At 69.1% G+C, this 15998-nt stretch carries 13 protein-coding genes and 1 pseudogene; 10 read left to right on the top strand and 4 right to left on the bottom strand.

What is annotated here, in order from left to right; all coding sequences use genetic code 11:
- Positions 1-140: 140 nt before the first annotated feature.
- The gene (locus tag ACT4MF_RS13885) at positions 141-842 is read left to right on the top strand and encodes an HD domain-containing protein (protein ID WP_099256543.1); all 702 of its coding nucleotides are present in this window, start codon (positions 141-143) and stop codon (positions 840-842) included.
- Between the two features lie 52 nt (positions 843-894).
- On the opposite strand, the gene ACT4MF_RS13880 is transcribed toward ACT4MF_RS13885, so the two are convergent.
- Entirely contained in the window at positions 895-1557 is a 663-nt protein-coding gene (locus ACT4MF_RS13880) for a TetR/AcrR family transcriptional regulator (RefSeq protein WP_444683046.1), read from the bottom strand.
- 169 nt (positions 1558-1726) lie between these two features.
- Here ACT4MF_RS13880 and ACT4MF_RS13875 point away from each other — a divergent pair, with 169 nt between their 5' ends.
- The gene (locus tag ACT4MF_RS13875; protein WP_444683045.1) at positions 1727-3421 is read left to right on the top strand and encodes a COG1361 S-layer family protein; all 1695 of its coding nucleotides are present in this window, start codon (positions 1727-1729) and stop codon (positions 3419-3421) included.
- 87 nt (positions 3422-3508) lie between these two features.
- Entirely contained in the window at positions 3509-6007 is a 2499-nt protein-coding gene (locus ACT4MF_RS13870) for an efflux RND transporter permease subunit (RefSeq protein WP_444683044.1), read from the top strand.
- Here the strand turns inward: ACT4MF_RS13870 and ACT4MF_RS13865 are convergent.
- Genes ACT4MF_RS13865 through ACT4MF_RS13855 form a run of 3 tightly spaced genes read right to left on the bottom strand, consistent with a single transcriptional unit; the run spans position 6004 to position 8812 of the window.
- Positions 6004-6993, bottom strand: coding sequence for a metal ABC transporter permease (locus ACT4MF_RS13865; RefSeq protein WP_444683043.1), 990 nt, complete (start codon positions 6991-6993; stop codon positions 6004-6006). The two genes, ACT4MF_RS13870 and ACT4MF_RS13865, sit on opposite strands and share 4 nt — an antisense overlap.
- On the bottom strand, positions 6990-7769 hold the full coding sequence (locus ACT4MF_RS13860) for a metal ABC transporter ATP-binding protein (protein ID WP_099256546.1): 780 nt from the start codon (positions 7767-7769) through the stop codon (positions 6990-6992). Before ACT4MF_RS13860 ends, ACT4MF_RS13865 begins: the two co-directional genes overlap by 4 nt.
- Positions 7766-8812, bottom strand: a complete 1047-nt coding sequence (locus ACT4MF_RS13855; RefSeq protein WP_444683042.1) for a metal ABC transporter substrate-binding protein — start codon at positions 8810-8812, stop codon at positions 7766-7768. Before ACT4MF_RS13855 ends, ACT4MF_RS13860 begins: the two co-directional genes overlap by 4 nt.
- Positions 8813-8970: 158 nt before the next feature.
- On the opposite strand from ACT4MF_RS13855, the gene ACT4MF_RS13850 reads away from it, so the two are divergent.
- The 7 genes and pseudogenes from ACT4MF_RS13850 to ACT4MF_RS13820 all read left to right on the top strand — a co-directional run bounded on the left by ACT4MF_RS13850 (position 8971) and on the right by ACT4MF_RS13820 (position 15979).
- Entirely contained in the window at positions 8971-9420 is a 450-nt protein-coding gene (locus ACT4MF_RS13850) for an SHOCT domain-containing protein (protein ID WP_444683041.1), read from the top strand.
- Positions 9421-9509: 89 nt separating this feature from the next.
- The gene (locus ACT4MF_RS13845) at positions 9510-9755 is read left to right on the top strand and encodes a YhbY family RNA-binding protein (protein ID WP_099256549.1); all 246 of its coding nucleotides are present in this window, start codon (positions 9510-9512) and stop codon (positions 9753-9755) included.
- Complete coding sequence (locus tag ACT4MF_RS13840) at positions 9755-10648, top strand: mechanosensitive ion channel family protein (protein WP_444683040.1); 894 nt, start codon at positions 9755-9757, stop codon at positions 10646-10648. Before ACT4MF_RS13845 ends, ACT4MF_RS13840 begins: the two co-directional genes overlap by 1 nt.
- A 108-nt stretch (positions 10649-10756) precedes the next feature.
- Positions 10757-12094 carry a Trk system potassium transporter TrkA gene (gene trkA, locus ACT4MF_RS13835; protein ID WP_444683039.1) on the top strand — a complete coding sequence of 446 codons (1338 nt, stop codon included), beginning with the start codon at positions 10757-10759 and terminating at the stop codon, positions 12092-12094.
- A 164-nt stretch (positions 12095-12258) separates the two neighbouring features.
- Positions 12259-12432: pseudogene (locus tag ACT4MF_RS13830) on the top strand (potassium transporter TrkG); the annotation flags it as partial.
- Positions 12433-12511: 79 nt separating this feature from the next.
- Positions 12512-14080: a TrkH family potassium uptake protein gene (locus tag ACT4MF_RS13825; RefSeq protein WP_099256552.1), complete on the top strand. Its 1569-nt coding sequence runs from the start codon at positions 12512-12514 to the stop codon at positions 14078-14080.
- A 204-nt stretch (positions 14081-14284) separates the two neighbouring features.
- A complete protein-coding gene (locus ACT4MF_RS13820; protein WP_444683038.1) occupies positions 14285-15979 on the top strand; it encodes a potassium transporter TrkG in 1695 nt (564 codons plus the stop codon).
- Positions 15980-15998 lie beyond the last annotated feature (19 nt).

Genomic DNA, 15998 nt, shown 5'->3' with positions numbered 1-15998 from the left:
CGATGGTCGCCGCCCGCCCTTAAGAACCTCGCCGTCGCGACCGATCTGCGCCGGCGTGCGCCCGCCGATACACCCGTCGTAACGACTAAGAACGAAACGCTCCTCGGTTACGGTAATGAACGACGAGTTTTTCGCCCGAGGTGGTTCCCGTGGGCGTCGAAATTAAGGAAACGGAGGTGAGCGACGAGGACTTCGAGGAGATGAAAGGGTTTGTGAGAGATTACCTCGCAGCCAGCGTCGAGAGCGAGGATGACGGCGGTCGGATGCGCTGGTACCCCTGGCACTCCGCGGACTACCGGTTCAACCACATCCTCAACGTCGTCGACCTCGCGACCGACATCGCCGAGAGCGAGGGCGCCGACGTCGACGTGGTCCGGGTGGCCGCAGTGTTTCACGACGTGGCGAAACTGGAGGCAGAGCAGGACGTTCACGCCGAAGCCGGCGCGCGCGTCGCCCGCGAGTACCTACAGAGCCGCGGCAACTATCCGGAGTCGTTCATCGAGGAGGTGTGCGGCGCGGTCGTCGACCACTCGTACACGGGCGACCTGACGGACGTGCCTCTGGAGAGCCGGTGTCTGATGGAAGCGGACGTGCTCGACAAGGTGGGCGCGAACGGCGCCGTCCTCATGCTGCTTCGGATGGGGTACGAGTCACGGACCCACATGGACTCCGCGAAGATGGTCGATCGGGTGCTTCAGCGCGCCCACGACCACACCGAGCGGGTCGTCTCCGACAGCGCCGAGAGCATCGCCCATCAGCGCATCAAGCGCGTGAAATGGATCCGAGAGTGGCTCGAAGAGGAGGTGTCGCGGATGGACGCCGAGGGCGTCACCGACCGCTGATCCGACTGCGCCGACGCTCCGGGAGTCCACGCGCCCTCGGTCCCAACGCCGATCAGGCGTCGGGATCGACCGCCGGAAGCACCGACTCGAGGTACCGACGGATCCCCCTTCGCGTGTCGTCGGCCCACTCGCGGTCCGTCGTCGTCGCCCAGCGTAGCATGCCGCCGGTCGCGAGCGTCTGGAGCGTCGACGCGACCTCGGCGGGGGAGACGGCGTCGTCCGGCGCGTCGGCCTGCGCGTCGGAGCCTTCCGCGGATGGATCGTCGCCCGCCGCCTCCCGGACCGTTCGCTCGAGGAACGAGCTGAACACCCGGTCGCTCCGGTCGAAGTGGTCGCGGTAGGCGTCGTCGGTGGCGGCCTGCGCGCGGAGCTCGACGATGGCGGTCATGAACTGCCCGTCGGGGCCGTGCCCCTCGGGGATCGATCCGGGGTGCGTCGTCGCCGCGACGTAGGTGTCGAGGCGCTCTCTGGGCGCCAGATCGAACGCGTCCTCTGAGACGGACTCCTCGAAGCCGTCGAGGAGGAAGCCGAGCAGATCGATCAGGAGCTCGTCTTTCCCGTCGTAGTGGTGGTAGACGAGCGACGGGCTCTTGTCGAACTCCTCGCCGATCCGCTTTATCGTCAGGTCGGCGTACCCGTGCTCGCAGAGCGCGCGGAACGCCGCGCCGAGGATGGCCTCTCGGGTGTCGGTCGGCTCCGCGAACGGGCGTTTCATACGCGACGTACCGCGGCCGACTATATATCGCTCTTGATTGAACGTTCATTCAATACGCTTATGTTAATCGCATCCGACACGATCGTATGACTCGATTCGACGCGGTCGGGGGGCGGGCCGCTGGGCGCTGCGGCGTCGACGCCGGCGGAGACGGCGTCCGGAGGCGGCGATGAGCCGGGCCGGAGGGATCGCCGGGGTGGCACTGGCGGTCGCCGCAGTCGGGGCGCTCATCGCCGGCGTGGCGCTCTCCGGGGCCGCCGCGCCCGCGGCCGGCGACACGCTCGACGACGGACGGGCGGCGCTGGTCGGCGGCGACGCGGTCGACGGCGGGGTGGCCGCGCAGACGACCGATCGCCAGATCCGCGGCTCGCCCGTGCTCGACCTGTACCTCTCGCAGGGGACGGTCCCGAGCGGCGCCGAGTCGACGGTGACGGTCGATATCCTCAACACGGGCGAGATGGAGATGGGGAACGACCTCGACCCCCGCGTGACGACCGCCCGCGGACTCACGCTGCAGGTCGACGACGGCGACGTGCCCATCGAGGTCGGCGACGGCACGACGGTGGTCGGCGACGTGCGGACCGACGCGAGCCCCGTCTCCGTCCCCCTCGACGTGACGGTCCCCGACGACGTGCCCGACGGGCGGTACGAGGTGGAGGTGACCGCCCGCTACCGGTACACCTTCGAGGTGGTCCCCCAGTTCAACAACCACAAGGACACCCGCGGGGTCGACGATTTCGACCTGACGGTCGTCGTCGACGACGGCGCGCGGTTCGCGATCCTCGACACGGCGACGGACGCGCAGGTGGGCGGGAGCGGCGACGTGACCGCGACCCTCCGGAACGTCGGCGACGAGGTCGCCCGCGACGCCGTCGTCACCGGGACAACCATCGGGAGCGGCGCCGTGATCGGCGGCGACGGCAGCGGCGAGACGTTCGTCGGCGACTGGGAGCCCGGCGAGAACCGGACCGTGACGTTCGACTCCGCGGTCTCGCCCGACTTCGGCGGGGGGGCGTACGCGTTCGTCTCGACGGTCGACTACCGCGACCGCGACGGGATCGAGGAGCGCGCGCCCTCCTCGCGGGCGGGCGTCGTCCCCGCCCCCGAGCAGTCGTTCTCGGTCGAGAACGTCGAGGGCACCCTCGAAGTGGGCTACTCGGGGACCGTCTCCGGGACCCTCACGAACGAGGGCCCGCTCGACGTCGACGACGCGGTGCTGGTCGCGGACCCGCAGAGTCAGCGCGTGAGCCTCGGCGAGAGCCGCTACGCGCTCCCGGAGATCCCGGCCGGCGAGTCGGTCGAGTTCGCCTTCGACGCGGACGTGAACGGGAACGCCGACCCCGGCCCCCGGCAGTTCCGGTTCACGACCGAGTACGAGAGCGGCGACTCGACGATCGCGGTCGACGAGACCCGGCGGATCGACGTCGCGCCGCGCCAGCCCGAGTTCGCCCTCGCCGCCGACAACACGACCGTGCCGGCGGGCGAGACGCGGCGGATCTCCTTCGAGATCACGAACCAGCGGCCCGAGACGCTCTCGTCGATCAACGCCGGGCTGTACGCCGACAGCCCCCTGTCGGCCCCCAACGACGAGGCGTTCGTCGACGAGCTCGAGCCCGGCGACTCGACGGAGATCTGGTTCGAGGTGTCGGCCGCGCCCGGCGCCAGCGTCGAGACGCACCCGATCGAACTCGACTTCAGGTACGACGACGAGCGCGGCAACGACCGGATCTCGGACGTGACCCAGTACCCGATCGAGGTGACCGAGTCGACCGACGACGGCGGGCTCCCGATCGGCGGCATTGTCGCCGGCCTCCTCCTCGTGGTCGCCGGGGCGGGCACCGCGGTCTGGTACCGGCGGCGGTAAGCGGATGAGGGAGTTCACAGCCGACCGACCGCGCAAGCGGGGCGCTCGGGGGAGCGACGGGCCGCGCCCCCGGCTTCGGAGGCGACCGTGAGCGCCGCTGACCGGCTCGTCGAGCGCGTCGACGAGTTCGTCACCGAGCGTCCCGTCGCGGTGATCGCCGTCTTCCTCCTCGTGAGCCTCGTCGCCGTCGGCGGGATCGGCGGGATCGAGACGAGCGCGGGCGCCGACCAGTTCACGCAGGACATCCCGGCCCAGCGGGCGCTAGACGACATCGACGAGGAGTTCGAGACGTCGATCGGCGGGTCGGCCACGGCCGCGCAGCTGATCGTCACCGACGACAACGTGCTCTCCCGGTCGACGCTGATACGGGTCTTGGAGACCCAGGACCGACTGGAGTCGCGGTCGACGCTCCGGGTGGGGTCGACGTCGAGCCACGCGGACGCGGTCGCCCGCCGGCTCGACCCGACCGCGGGGACCGCCGCCCAACGGCGGGACGCGGTGGCGGACGCGACCCCCCGAGAGCTGCGGGCGGCCATCGCCGACGCCGACGCGGCCGGCGCGGTCGGGGCGCAGGTGTCGGTCGACTACAACCCGACCGCCCAGACCGCCGACGCCGCCATCGTCGGCATCACCTACGACGTGCCCGACGCGGCGACGACCGCCCGAGTGACGGAGCTCCAGACGCGCAGCGTGGAGGTTGTCGACTCCGTGCCGGGCAACGAGGCCGGCGGGAACGCGATCCTCTTCGGCGACGGCGTGCTCCAGTCGGAGATCACCGCGCTGCTCGGCGACACCGCGATCATCGTGTTCCCCGCGGCGCTGCTGCTCATCCTGGGCTTCCTGGTGTTCGCCTACCGCGACCCGATCGACATGGGGATCGGACTCGCGGCGCTGCTGCTGTCGCTCCTGTGGACCTTCGGGTTCATGGGGTACGCGGGGATCCCCTTCTCCGACTCCCTCATCACCGTCTTCCCGCTGCTGCTCGCGGTCGGGATCGACTTCGGGATCCACATCGTCAACCGGTACCGCGAGGAGCGGGGCGAGGGGCTCGGGATCGAGGACGCGATGCGGACGACGACCGACCAGCTGCTCATCGCGTTCCTGCTCGTGACGATCACCACCGTGTTCGGCCTCGTCTCGAACGTGGCCAGCCCCTTCGAGCCCAACCGCGACTTCGGGCTCGTCGCCGCCGCCGGGATCGTGTTCACGCTCGTCATCTTCGGGGGGTTCCTCCCCGCCGCGAAGGTGCTCGCCGACCGCTGGCGCGAGCGGCTCCCGATCCCCACGTTCGGCACGACCGCGCTCGGGGCCGGCGGCTCGCGGCTCGGGCGCGTCCTCCGCGTCGGCGTCGACCTCTCGAAGGTCGCGCCGGTCGCCGTCGTCGCCGTGCTCCTCGTCGGCGGTGCGGTCGGGGGCGCGTACGGCACCGGCGTGAACACGGAGTTCTCCGAGGAGGCGTTCTTCCCGGACGAGGACCGGCTGGAGACGTATTCGGCCCTTCCGGAGCCGTTCGCCCCCACCGACTACACGTTCCTGCGGGTGCTCACGCTGTTCGAGGAGGAGTTCGAACAGGACTTCGTCGGGAGCGTGACGCTGTACGTCGACCAGTCGGTGCGGGACGACGACGCCCTGGAGCTGATCGATCGGACCACGCGCAACCCGCCCGACACCTTCGAGACGACCGACGAGCGCCGGGCGGCCTCGACCAGCGTCGTCACGGTCATCGAGGACCAGGCCGCGCGGGATCCCGCGTTCGCCGCGGTCGTCGACCGCAACGACCGGCTCGGGACGGGCGTCCCCGACCGCAACGTCGACGAGGTGTACGACGCCCTGCTCGACTCCCAAGCCGAGGGGCAGGCCCGCGGCTACCTCGCCGCCGACCGCGGGAGCGCGCGGATCGACTACACGATCCGGCCGGGCGTCGACGACTCCGAGGCGGTCGCGGACGTGCGCGAACTCGCCGAACGCACCCCCTTAGAGGCGGTCCCCACGGGGAGTCTCGTCGTCAACGAGGCCGTGATCGATCGGCTCACCGACTCGGCGATCCGGAGCCTGATCGCCGCGTTCGCGCTCACGGCGATCTTCCTCGCGGTGTCGTACGCCTACCTGGAGGGGAAGGCCGTGTACGGCCTGCTCAACCTCGTGCCCGTGCTCGTCACGGTGGGGCTGCTGGTCGGGTCGATGCGGGTGTTCGGCATCCCGCTGACGCCGATCAACGCCCCGATCCTCTCGGTGTCGATCGGGCTCGGGGTGGATTACACCGTCCACTTCGTCCACCGCTTCGTCGACGAGTACAAGGCGGGCCACGGGATCGACGAGGCGCTGGACATCACCATCGCCGGCACCGGCGGCGCGCTCACCGGGAGCATGCTGACGACCGTCTGCGGGCTCGGCGTCCTGTGGCTCGCGGTGATCCCGCTGATCCAGGACTTCGGCCTGCTGCTCGCGCTCGGCGTGCTGTACGCGTACCTCTGCTCGATCCTCCTGGTCCCGTCGCTGGTCGTCGTCTGGGACCGGTACGGCGACCGGGTGGGGCTCGGGCTCGACGGAGGGCTCCGCGGGTCGACCGACGAGCGGGCCGACTAGCGCTCCGGGGCCGGGGCGGGGTCGTCCCCGCTTCCCCCGGCCCGCCGCGACTGCGCCTTCCCGGCGAGGACCGCCGCGATGTAGACGCCGACGGCGACGAGGACGATGGTGCCGCCGGCGGTCGTGTTGTAGTTGAACGACAGCGTGATGCCCGCGACCACGGCGATCTGCGCGAGCACGACGGAGGCGAGGAGCGCCTCGCGGAAGCCGCGGGCGAGTTGGGCGGCGGCGGCGACGGGGACGACGAGCATCGCCGCGACGAGGATGACGCCCATGATCTGCATGGCTCCGACGACGACGAGGGCGGTCAGCGTCGTCATCAGGCGGTTGTACCACGGGACGTTGACGCCGGCGACCCGGGCCGCGGTCTCGTCGAACGTGACGTACAGCAGCTGTTTGTACGTCACCGTGACGACCAGCGCGACGATCGCGAAGAGGACGACCAAGAGGACGGCGTTCTCGCGCGAGACCGTCGAGAGGTTCCCGAAGAGGTACTGGTTGATCCCGACGGCGAGCCCGCCGGTGTTCAGGCTGATGAGGACCGCGCCGAGCGCGAACCCGGTCGAGAGCACGATCGCCATCGACACGTCGTTGTACGCGTCGGTCGTCTCGGAGATCAGTTCGATCGCGAGCGCGGCGATCACGGCGACGACGATCGCCGTCACGTACGGAGAGATCCCGGTGCCGAGCAGCGAGTTGACGAACAGCCCGACGGCGACGCCCGCGAACGCGGTGTGCGCGAGCGCGTCGCCGATCAGCGCGAGCTGGCGGTGAACGAGGAAGGTGCCGATGAGCGGCGCCATCACCGCGATGAGCGCGCCCACGAGGAGCGCGTGGTGCATGAACACGTAGTCGAGCATCGCGATCCCCAGCCGCTCGCCGACCCAGCCGAGCCCGTCGCTCCACAGTCCGACGAGGCGGGCGAGGAGGTCGTAGGGGGCGGAGAGGGCCGGGACGGCCGCGACCGCCGGAGCGCTCGGCGTCACGTGACGATCCCCCCCTCCTCGCGGCGGATGTTCGTCCCGTACGCGCGGTCGAGCGCGTCGCTCTCGGCGAACGCCGCGGGGTCACCGTCGAAGTACACCTCGCGGTTGAGACAGACCACCCGGGAGGCGTGTTCGATGACGGCGCCGATGTCGTGTTCGACCAGCAGGACGGTCATCCCGTCCGCCACGAGCCCGTCGAGGAGCTCGAAGAACGCCTCGACGGACTCGGCGTCGACCCCGACCGTCGGCTCGTCTAAGACGAGCAGCTCCGCCTCGCCGGCGAGCGCGCGGGCGATGTACGTCCGCTGGCGCTGGCCGCCCGAGAGCGCGGTGATCTTGCGGTCGGCGAGATGCTCGATCCCGACCGTCCGGAGCGCCTCGCGGACGCGCTCGCGGTCTTCGACGGTCACCCGACCGAACCCGGCGTGCGGGAACCGGCCCATCAGGACGACCTCGCTCACCGTGATCGGCATCCGCTTCTCGTCCTCCGTCACGTCCTGGGCGACGTAGCCGACGCGCTCGCGCTCGGCGAACGCCCGGGCGGGGTGGCCGAGCAGCTCCGCGGACCCCGAATCGGGCTCGTGCAGGCCCAAGAGGAGCCGGAGGAGCGTGCTCTTCCCCGAGCCGTTCGGCCCCACGATCCCGACGTACTCGCCGCGGTCGACCCGGAGGGTCACGTCCTCGACGACCGGGACGGCGGCGTATCCGAACGTCAGATCGCGGGCGTCGACGAGGGGGGGTCGGTCGGCGTCGACCGGCGATGGCGCCCCGTTCATGGCTCGAAGTTGCGGCCGTAGTCGGCGAACGTCACGTCGTCTGGGTCGTCGACGCCGAGCAGGATGCGGAACGTCGGGAGGTTCACCTTCCGGGCGATCTCGAAGTACCCCCACCCGCGCTCGACCCACGACTCGGCGGTTCCCGCGTACGGCGTCACGGGGAAGTAGGCCGTCACGTCGGTCTGTTCGAGCAGCTGGCGGGCGGGCCGGATCGGCTCGAAGACGGCGGCGCCGATGTGCTCGATGCCGTGTTCGGCGATCGTGTCCTGCGCCCGCCGCATGTCCGCGGGTCGCACGTCGTCGTTCGCCGCGAGGTTCACCACGAGCGGCTCGATGGTCGCGCCGTACCGCTCCGAAAGGTACGCGAAGGCGTTGTGGGCGGCGAGGAACGCCACGTCGCGCTCGGCTGCGTCGAAGACCGCTTGCCACTCCGCGTCGAGCGCGTCGAGCTCCGCGTCGAGGGCGGTCGCGTTCTCCCGGATCGCCTCCTCGCTGTCCGGGGCCAGTTCGGACAGCCCGTCGGCGAGGTTCGCGACCGCGCGCTTCGCCCGCCGCGGGTCGAGCCAGAAGTGCGGGTCCTTCGCCCCCTCGACCGCCTCCTCTTCGGTCAGCGAGTCGGCGAGGTCGATGAGACCGACGCCCGCCCGGACGTTGATGAGTTTGGTCTCGGTCGACTCGGCCGCGAGCGCGTCGATCGCCCGATCCACCCACGGCTGGAAGTCGGGACCGACGTGAACGAGGGCGTCGGCGTCGGTGATCCGGCGCTGGATCGACGGGTCCGGCTCCCAGCCGTGGCCGTGGAGCCCGGTCGGAACCAGGTTCTCGACCGCGATGTCGGTTCCCTCCGCGAGCGAGTCGGCGAAGTCGTAGAACGTGAAAAACGAGGCGACGACGGTGTAGTCGGCGTCGCCGCCGTCGCCGGCAGCGCTCGCGTCGGTCGCGTTCCCGGTGCACCCGGCGATCCCTCCCGCGAGCGCGCCGGCGCCGATCGAGGCGAACCGGCGGCGAGAGACGCCCGAAGAGCCGTTCGCGTCCGTGTACATACCGAGTATTAGAGAGGACCCACATAATACACTTCTGGTCAAAGAAAAAGATTAGATTAGACTAATTCTAACGACGGCCGCAGTCGTCCCGGTGACTGACCGCACGCCACGATCGCCCGCCGACACGACTTTGTGCCCCGGCGCGGATGGTGTCAGCGATGGCGGACACCTCCACACGCGAGCGGTTCGAGCGGAACGCGAGCGGTATCGCGGCGACGGTCGTGACGGGGACGTGGCTCGCTGCGCTCCTGCTCGATTTCGGCTGGTGGCTCCCGTTCATGCTGTTCGGCTACATCGTGATCGTGCCGGTGGTCTCGATGCTGTTCGACGACGACGACGAGGAACTGGAGTTGTTCGGGGGGAGCGATCCCGTGCCGGCCGGCCAGACCGACGACGCGGAGCGCTCCGAGCACGCCCCGGACGCGCTCGATCGGCTCCGCGCCCGGTACGCCGAGGGGGAGCTCACAGACGAGCAGTTCGAGCGCAAGCTCGACCGGCTGTTGGAGACGGAGACGCCGGAGGACGCGGCCGAGTACGTCGAACGGGGCCGGCCGGGCGGCTCAAACGCGGAGCGTGATTTCGAGCGTGAGGTCGAGCGCGAGCGCTGATCCGGCGGGAGCCCCCGCGAGGGCGACGCGATCCCCCTCGCCGACCGCCAAACCTCAAGTTTCAATGCGCGCGGCCGACTCATCGGTGTATGAGCGACCAACAGCTTCGCAAAGAGGCGCACGACCTCGACGTCACCGTCTGGGTCGGGAAACACGGCATCGACGCGGTCGTCGACGAGCTCGACGACCAGCTCGACGACCGCAAGCTCGTGAAGGTGAAGTTCCTCCGAGCCGCGCGGGGCGGAACCACGACCGACGATCTCGCCGCGGAGCTGGCCGAAGCCGTCGACGCCGACCTGATCGAGACGCGCGGGAACACAGCGGTGCTGCACTGATGGGCGTCCCCGCAGGGGCGCCTGGAACCGTCGCCGTCGCGGGCACGCTGGAGCCGTTCCTCGGCCCGTTGACCGGAATCGTCATCGACGCGGCGATCTTCGTCGCCGTCGTCGCCGCGACGTACGTGCTGTACAAGGCAGCCGTCACCCCGCTCGTCCAGCGCGTGTTCGACAGGCAGGGGCTCGACGAGCACGCGCGGCGGCCGTTACAGAAGATCGTCGCGTTCCTCGTGTTGTTCGCGGGCGTCACGGTCGCGTTCGGCGCGGCGGGGTATCAGGGGTTCCTGCGGTCGCTGGCGACGATCGCCGCCGCGGCGACGCTCGCGGTCGGTTTCGCGCTCCAGGACGTGATCAAGAACTTCGTCGCCGGCGTCTTCATCTACACGGACAAGCCGTTCCGCATCGGCGACTGGATCGAGTGGCAGGGGAACTCGGGGATCGTCGAGGACATCTCCTTCCGGGTCACCCGCGTGCGCACGTTCGATAACGAACTGCTCACGGTGCCGAACCACGCCCTGACAAGCGACGTGGTGAAGAACCCGGTCGCGAAGAAGACGCTGCGCCTGAAGTTCGTCTTCGGGATCGATTACGAGGACGACGTGGAGAAAGCGACCGACATCATCGTCGAAGAGGCCGAGAAGAGCGACGCCATCCTCGACGACCCGGCGCCGTCGGTCCGGCTGACCGAGCTCGCGGACTCGTACGTCGGGCTCCAGTCGCGGATCTGGATCGATGACCCGTCGCGGGCGGACTTCGTGAAGGCCCGCGCCGACTACGTGAAGGCGGTCAAGGCGCGCTTCGACGAGGAGGGGATCTCGATCCCCTTCCCGCAGCGCACCGTCTCGGGGCGAAACGAGTGGACGGACCCCTCGTCGTTCGGCGGCGAGTCGTAGGAGCCGGGCCGCGGCGGCCGAAACCGTCGGTGACCCGTCGGGCGCCGCCGCCGTGCTCCCCGGCTCCCGATAGTAACGAACTTCAGGGTCGGGTCTCTGGTTGCGCCTATGCATGTGGTCGTCATCGGGGCCGGCGAGGTCGGAACGAGCATCGCTGCGAGCCTCGCCTCGGACCACGAAGTCGTCGTCGTCGACGTCGACCCGGACAGAGCGGAGCAGCTCAAATACGAGCTCGACGTGCTCACGATCGCCGGCGACGGCACGACCTCCGAGATACAGACCGCGGCCGAGGTGGGACGGGCTGACATGGTCATCGCGTGTACCGACAACGACCAGACGAACCTCGTCGCCTGCGGCACCGCGAAGACGCTCGGCGGCGGGTTCACCATCGCCCGGGTGAAGAGCACGGAGTTCCTCCGCACGTGGCAGGGCAGCGAGGGCGCGTTCGGCGTCGACTTCATGGTGTGTACCGACCTGCTGACGGCCGAGAACATCGTCCGCGTCATCGGGCTCCCGGCCGCCATCGACGTCGACCCCTTCGCCAGCGGGCTCGTCCAGATGGCCGAGTTCGAGATCGCGGAGGGGAGCCCCGTGGCGGGACAGACCGTCTCGGAGGCCGACCGCTTCGAGTCGCTCACGTTCGTCGGGCTGTTCCGCGACGGCGAGATGACGATCCCGCGCGGCGACACCGGCATCGCGGTCGAAGACCGCGCCGTCGTGATCGGGAGCCCGGAGAGCGTCCAGTCGTTCGCGACCGACGTGGCGCCCGAGACGACCCCCGGAAGTGCCGACGAGATCGTCGTCGTGGGAGGCACCGAGATCGGCTACCAGACCGCCCGGCTGCTTGAGGAGCGCGACTTCAAGCCGCGGCTGATCGAACGCGACGCCGACCGCGCGCGGTGGCTCGCGGAGAACCTCCCGAGCACGGTCGTGATGGAGCACGACCCCACCGACACCGAGTTCCTCTCGCGCGAGCACGTCGACGACGCGGACATCCTCGTCACCGCGCTCGGTTCGGACGAGAAGAACCTGCTCGTCGCCGTGCTCGCCAAGCGGCTGGGCGTCAACCGCGTGATCGCGGTGGTCGACAGCCCCGACTACGTCACCGTCTTCGAGGAGATCGGCATCGACATCGCGATCAACCCCCGCACGGTGACCGCCGAGGAGATCACGCGGTTCACCTACGAGAGCGTCGCCGAGAACATCGCCGTCCTCGAAAACGATCGGGCGGAGGTCCTCGAACTCGAACTCACCGAGGGGTGCGGGCTCACCGGCCGGCCGATCTCCGAAATCGTCGCGGAGAGCGACGCGCGGTTCGTCATCGGCGCGATCACCCGCAACCACGAGCTCGTCACCCCCCGCGGGGACACCGTGCTTCAGGCCGGGGACCACGTGATCCTCCTCGCGGAGTCGGACTCCATCAGCGCGATCACGTCGATGGCCTGAGTCTCCTGTGACGGCCCCGCTCCGGGCCGGCGGGCGAGCGTCGGGCCGGCCGGAGACGTCCTCGCTGCGCTCTCCGTACCGCTCGCGTTCCCGCTGCCGGTCCCTTCTATCACCGCGAGCCGCCGATGCCGTTCCTCGCGGTGGCGATCATCCGGCCTCCCGTCGCCGCGACGACGTTCCTCAACATCGGTCCGGCGTTCGGCCAAGCGGGCCCGTACGGAACGTTCGCGACCTTCCCGATGAGCACCCGAGCCGTCATGATCGTCCTGATGTGGATCGGTCGGATCGAGATCATTCCCGTGCTCGTGCTGTTCACGAAGACGTTTTGGACCTCGTGAATCCGTTTCAGAGTCCCGTCGTCGCCCCTTCGACAGTTTAATACAGCGAACGGGCCACTCCCATATCGATCGAACACACATGGCTTGGGGCGTCAACTGGAAAGCGAGCGTTGGACTTCTCGGGGTCGGGATCAAGTACCTCGCCGTCACGATGCTGGTGCCGCTGGTCGTGGCGCTCGTGTACGGCGAGGACATCTGGGTGTTCCTGGTCTCGATGGCGCTCGTCGCGGCCATCGGATTCGCCGTCGAGCGGGTCGATCCCGACCCCGACCTCGGTCCCCGCGAGGCGCTACTCTTTGTCTCGCTCGCGTGGATCGCGGCGGCGGTGATCGGGACGATCCCGTACCTGCTCGCCGGGTACGGCACGGCGTCGACGGTGGGGCTTCAGACGGGATCGCTCGGCGCCCTCACGGAGTCGATCGTCAACGCCCTGTTCGAGTCGATGAGCGGGTTCACCACCACCGGCGCGACCGTGCTCGGCGAGATCAGCACCGACCGCCACTCCCACGCCGTGATGATGTGGCGCCAGCTCACGCAGTGGCTCGGCGGGATGGGGATAATCGTGCTGATGATCGCCATCCTGCCCGAGGTCGCGGTCAACGGGGCCCAGCTCATGGAGTCGGAGGCCCCCGGGCCGGAGCTCCAGAAGCTCACCCCGAAGATCGCGGAGACGGCGCGCGCGCTCTGGCTGATCTACTTCGCCTTCACCGTGGTGTACATCGTGCTCCTGTACGGGCTCCACCGCGCCGGAATGGCGCCGAACATGGATCTGTTCAACGCGATCGCGCACGGGTTCACCACCCTCCCGACCGGCGGGTTCTCGCCGGAGGCCGACAGCGTCGCGGCGTTCTCCGCCGCCGTGCAGTGGGTCGTCATCCCGTTCATGGCCGTCGCCGGCGTCAACTTCGCGCTGTTCTGGCACGTGTTGCGCGGCGAGGCGGAGGTCATGCTGAAGAACGCGGAGTTCCGCGGATACGCCGGCGCGATCGCGGTCGTGACCGCCGTTCTCGCGGTGATGCTGTTCCGCGGCGCGGCGCCCGCCATCGAACTGGGCGGAATGACGCAGGGCGTGACCGAGAACTCGCTTCGGCAGGCGACGTTCCAGGTCGTGTCGCTGTTGAACTCCACGGGATACGCGACCGCCGATTTCGTGGAGTGGGACACCGACGCGCAGATTCTCCTCATGTTCGCGATGTTCATCGGCGGCTCCGCCGGCTCGACCGGCGGCGGCGTCAAGATCGTTCGATGGCTCATCGTCGGGAAGGCGATCCGTCGCGAGCTGTTCACCTCCGCGCACCCGGACGTCGTCCAGCCGGTCCGCCTCAGCGGGAGCGTCATTGACGAGGACGCGATCCGTGGCATCATGGCGTTCACCATCCTCTACCTCGTGCTGTTCGGCGTCTCGGCAGTGTTGCTGTCTCTCGACACCGCTCGGATCGGGATTCAGCTGACGATGCTGGAGTCGACGAGCGCGTCGCTCGCGACGATCGGGAACATCGGGCCGGGGTTCGGCCGGCTCGGACCGTTCGGGAGCTACCTGTTCTTCCCCGACACGTCGAAGCTGCTGATGGTGTTCCTGATGTGGATCGGTCGGCTGGAGATCGTGCCCGTGCTCGCGGTGTTCATCTCGGCGATCGACACTCGGTGAACCGGAATACAGAGACCGATTTCGCGGTCCGTATTCGCAGTATATCCGGTTTCGGCGGCGCTGATCGCGCGCTTCCGCAGAGCGTATCTTCTTAACTGACGGGCGAGTTAACGATCCGTATGACGAGTACCGACGAGACCGACGGTCAGGATCTGCTCGGCCACGTCCTCCTGCCCGTCGCTCACGAGGAGGACAACGACTGAGATGCCCGACCGGAACGGCGGTCGACTCCCGACCGATCTCGGCGTCATCGCCCGGGACGTTGGCTCGCTCCTCCTGATGGAGGCCGGGCTGATGAGCCTCACGGTGGTCGTCGCCCTCGGATTCGGGGAGTTCCACGCGGCGCTCGGCTTCCTGCTCGCGGGCGGGATGACGGCTCTCGTCGGTGGCGCTGCCAACCGGGCGTTCGCCGACGCTCCGGAGCCGGAGATGAAACACGGGATGGTGATCGCGGCCGGCGGCTGGCTCATGGTCGCGTGCTTCGGTGCCCTACCGCTGTTTCTCACGGCGTGGGCGACGCCGCCGGCCGTGATGGACGCGTTCGTTCCCGCCGCCGCGGACACCGCCTCGTGGGAGCCGATCGAGGTCGGTGGGAGTGTAACCCTCTCCAGTCTCGCGTACTTCCGCGATCCGCTCCACGCCGTCTTCGAAAGCATGAGCGGGTGGACCGGGAGCGGCCTGACGATGGCGGTCCACGAGCCGTCGCTGCCGCGGGCGGTGCAGTGGTGGCGCTCGTTCATCCAGTGGGTCGGCGGCGTCGGCGTCATCGTCCTCACGGTCTCGATCCTCTCACGTCCCGGCAGCGGGAGCTACGCGCTCTACCGGAGCGAGGCGAGAGAACGGAAGATCCATCCGAGCGTCGTCTCGACGGTCCGCACGGTCTGGAAGCTCGTCGTGGCGTACACGCTGTTGGCCTTCGCGATGCTGTTCGCCGCGATCCGGGCGAGCGAGAGCGCGTACGCCGAGTCGCTGTCGGTCGGCGAGACCGCTTGGCAGGCGCTCAATCACGCCATGACGGGACTCACGACGGGTGGGTTCTCGGTGACGGACAACTCGATCGCGACGTACGGCTCCCCGTTGGTCGAGGCCACGCTGCTACCGATCATGGTGCTCGGTGCGATCGCGTTTCCGGTCCACTACGTCGTGCTCAACGATCGGAACGTGCGCGAACTGGTCGCGGATCTTCAGACGAGATGGCTGTTCGTGCTGCTCGGCGCCGGCGTGGTGGTGCTCTCGATACAGAACGTCGCATCCGTCCAGATAACAACGGGCGCGTTCGCGACGGAGTCGTTCGTTCCGCGCTCCGCCCCGCTGCTTGACGGGGCACAGCTCGACGCCGTTCGAGACTCGACGTTCCAGTGGATCAGTGCCCTCACCTGTACCGGCTTCCAATCGGCCCCGATCGGTCGGTGGGTCGCCGGCGCGAAGGTGTTGGTCGTCGGCGCGATGGTCCTCGGCGGCGCGGCGGGCTCCACCGTCGGCGGTATCAAGATCGTCCGCGGGTACACGGTCGCCCGCGGTATCGTCTGGCAGTTCTCTCGCGTGTTCCTCCCGAAGAACGCGGTCGTCACCGCGCGTCTGGGCGACCGGACGTTGGACCGGGAAACGATGGAGCGGGAGTTCGGTGAAGCCGCCATCGTCACGCTGCTGTGGATCGTCGCTCTCGTCGTGGGGAGCCTCGTCCTCGTCAACATCGCCGGCCCCGAGTTTGGCTACGCCGACGCGCTGTTCGAAGTCGCCAGCGCGCAGGGGAACGTCGGGCTCTCCTCGGGGATCACGGGTCCCTCGATGTCGCCCGTGGCCGAGGGGATGTTCGTCCTGAACATGTGGATCGGGAGGCTTGAGATCATTCCGGTGCTGGTGTTCGTTCGGGCCGGGATCTGGGGGCTGAACCCCTGAGATCTACGCGTACTACCGG

Source organism: Halorubrum sp. FL23 (genome assembly GCF_052439115.2).
Taxonomy (GTDB): domain Archaea; phylum Halobacteriota; class Halobacteria; order Halobacteriales; family Haloferacaceae; genus Halorubrum; species Halorubrum persicum.
This window is presented reverse-complemented; position numbering and strand designations above follow the sequence as displayed.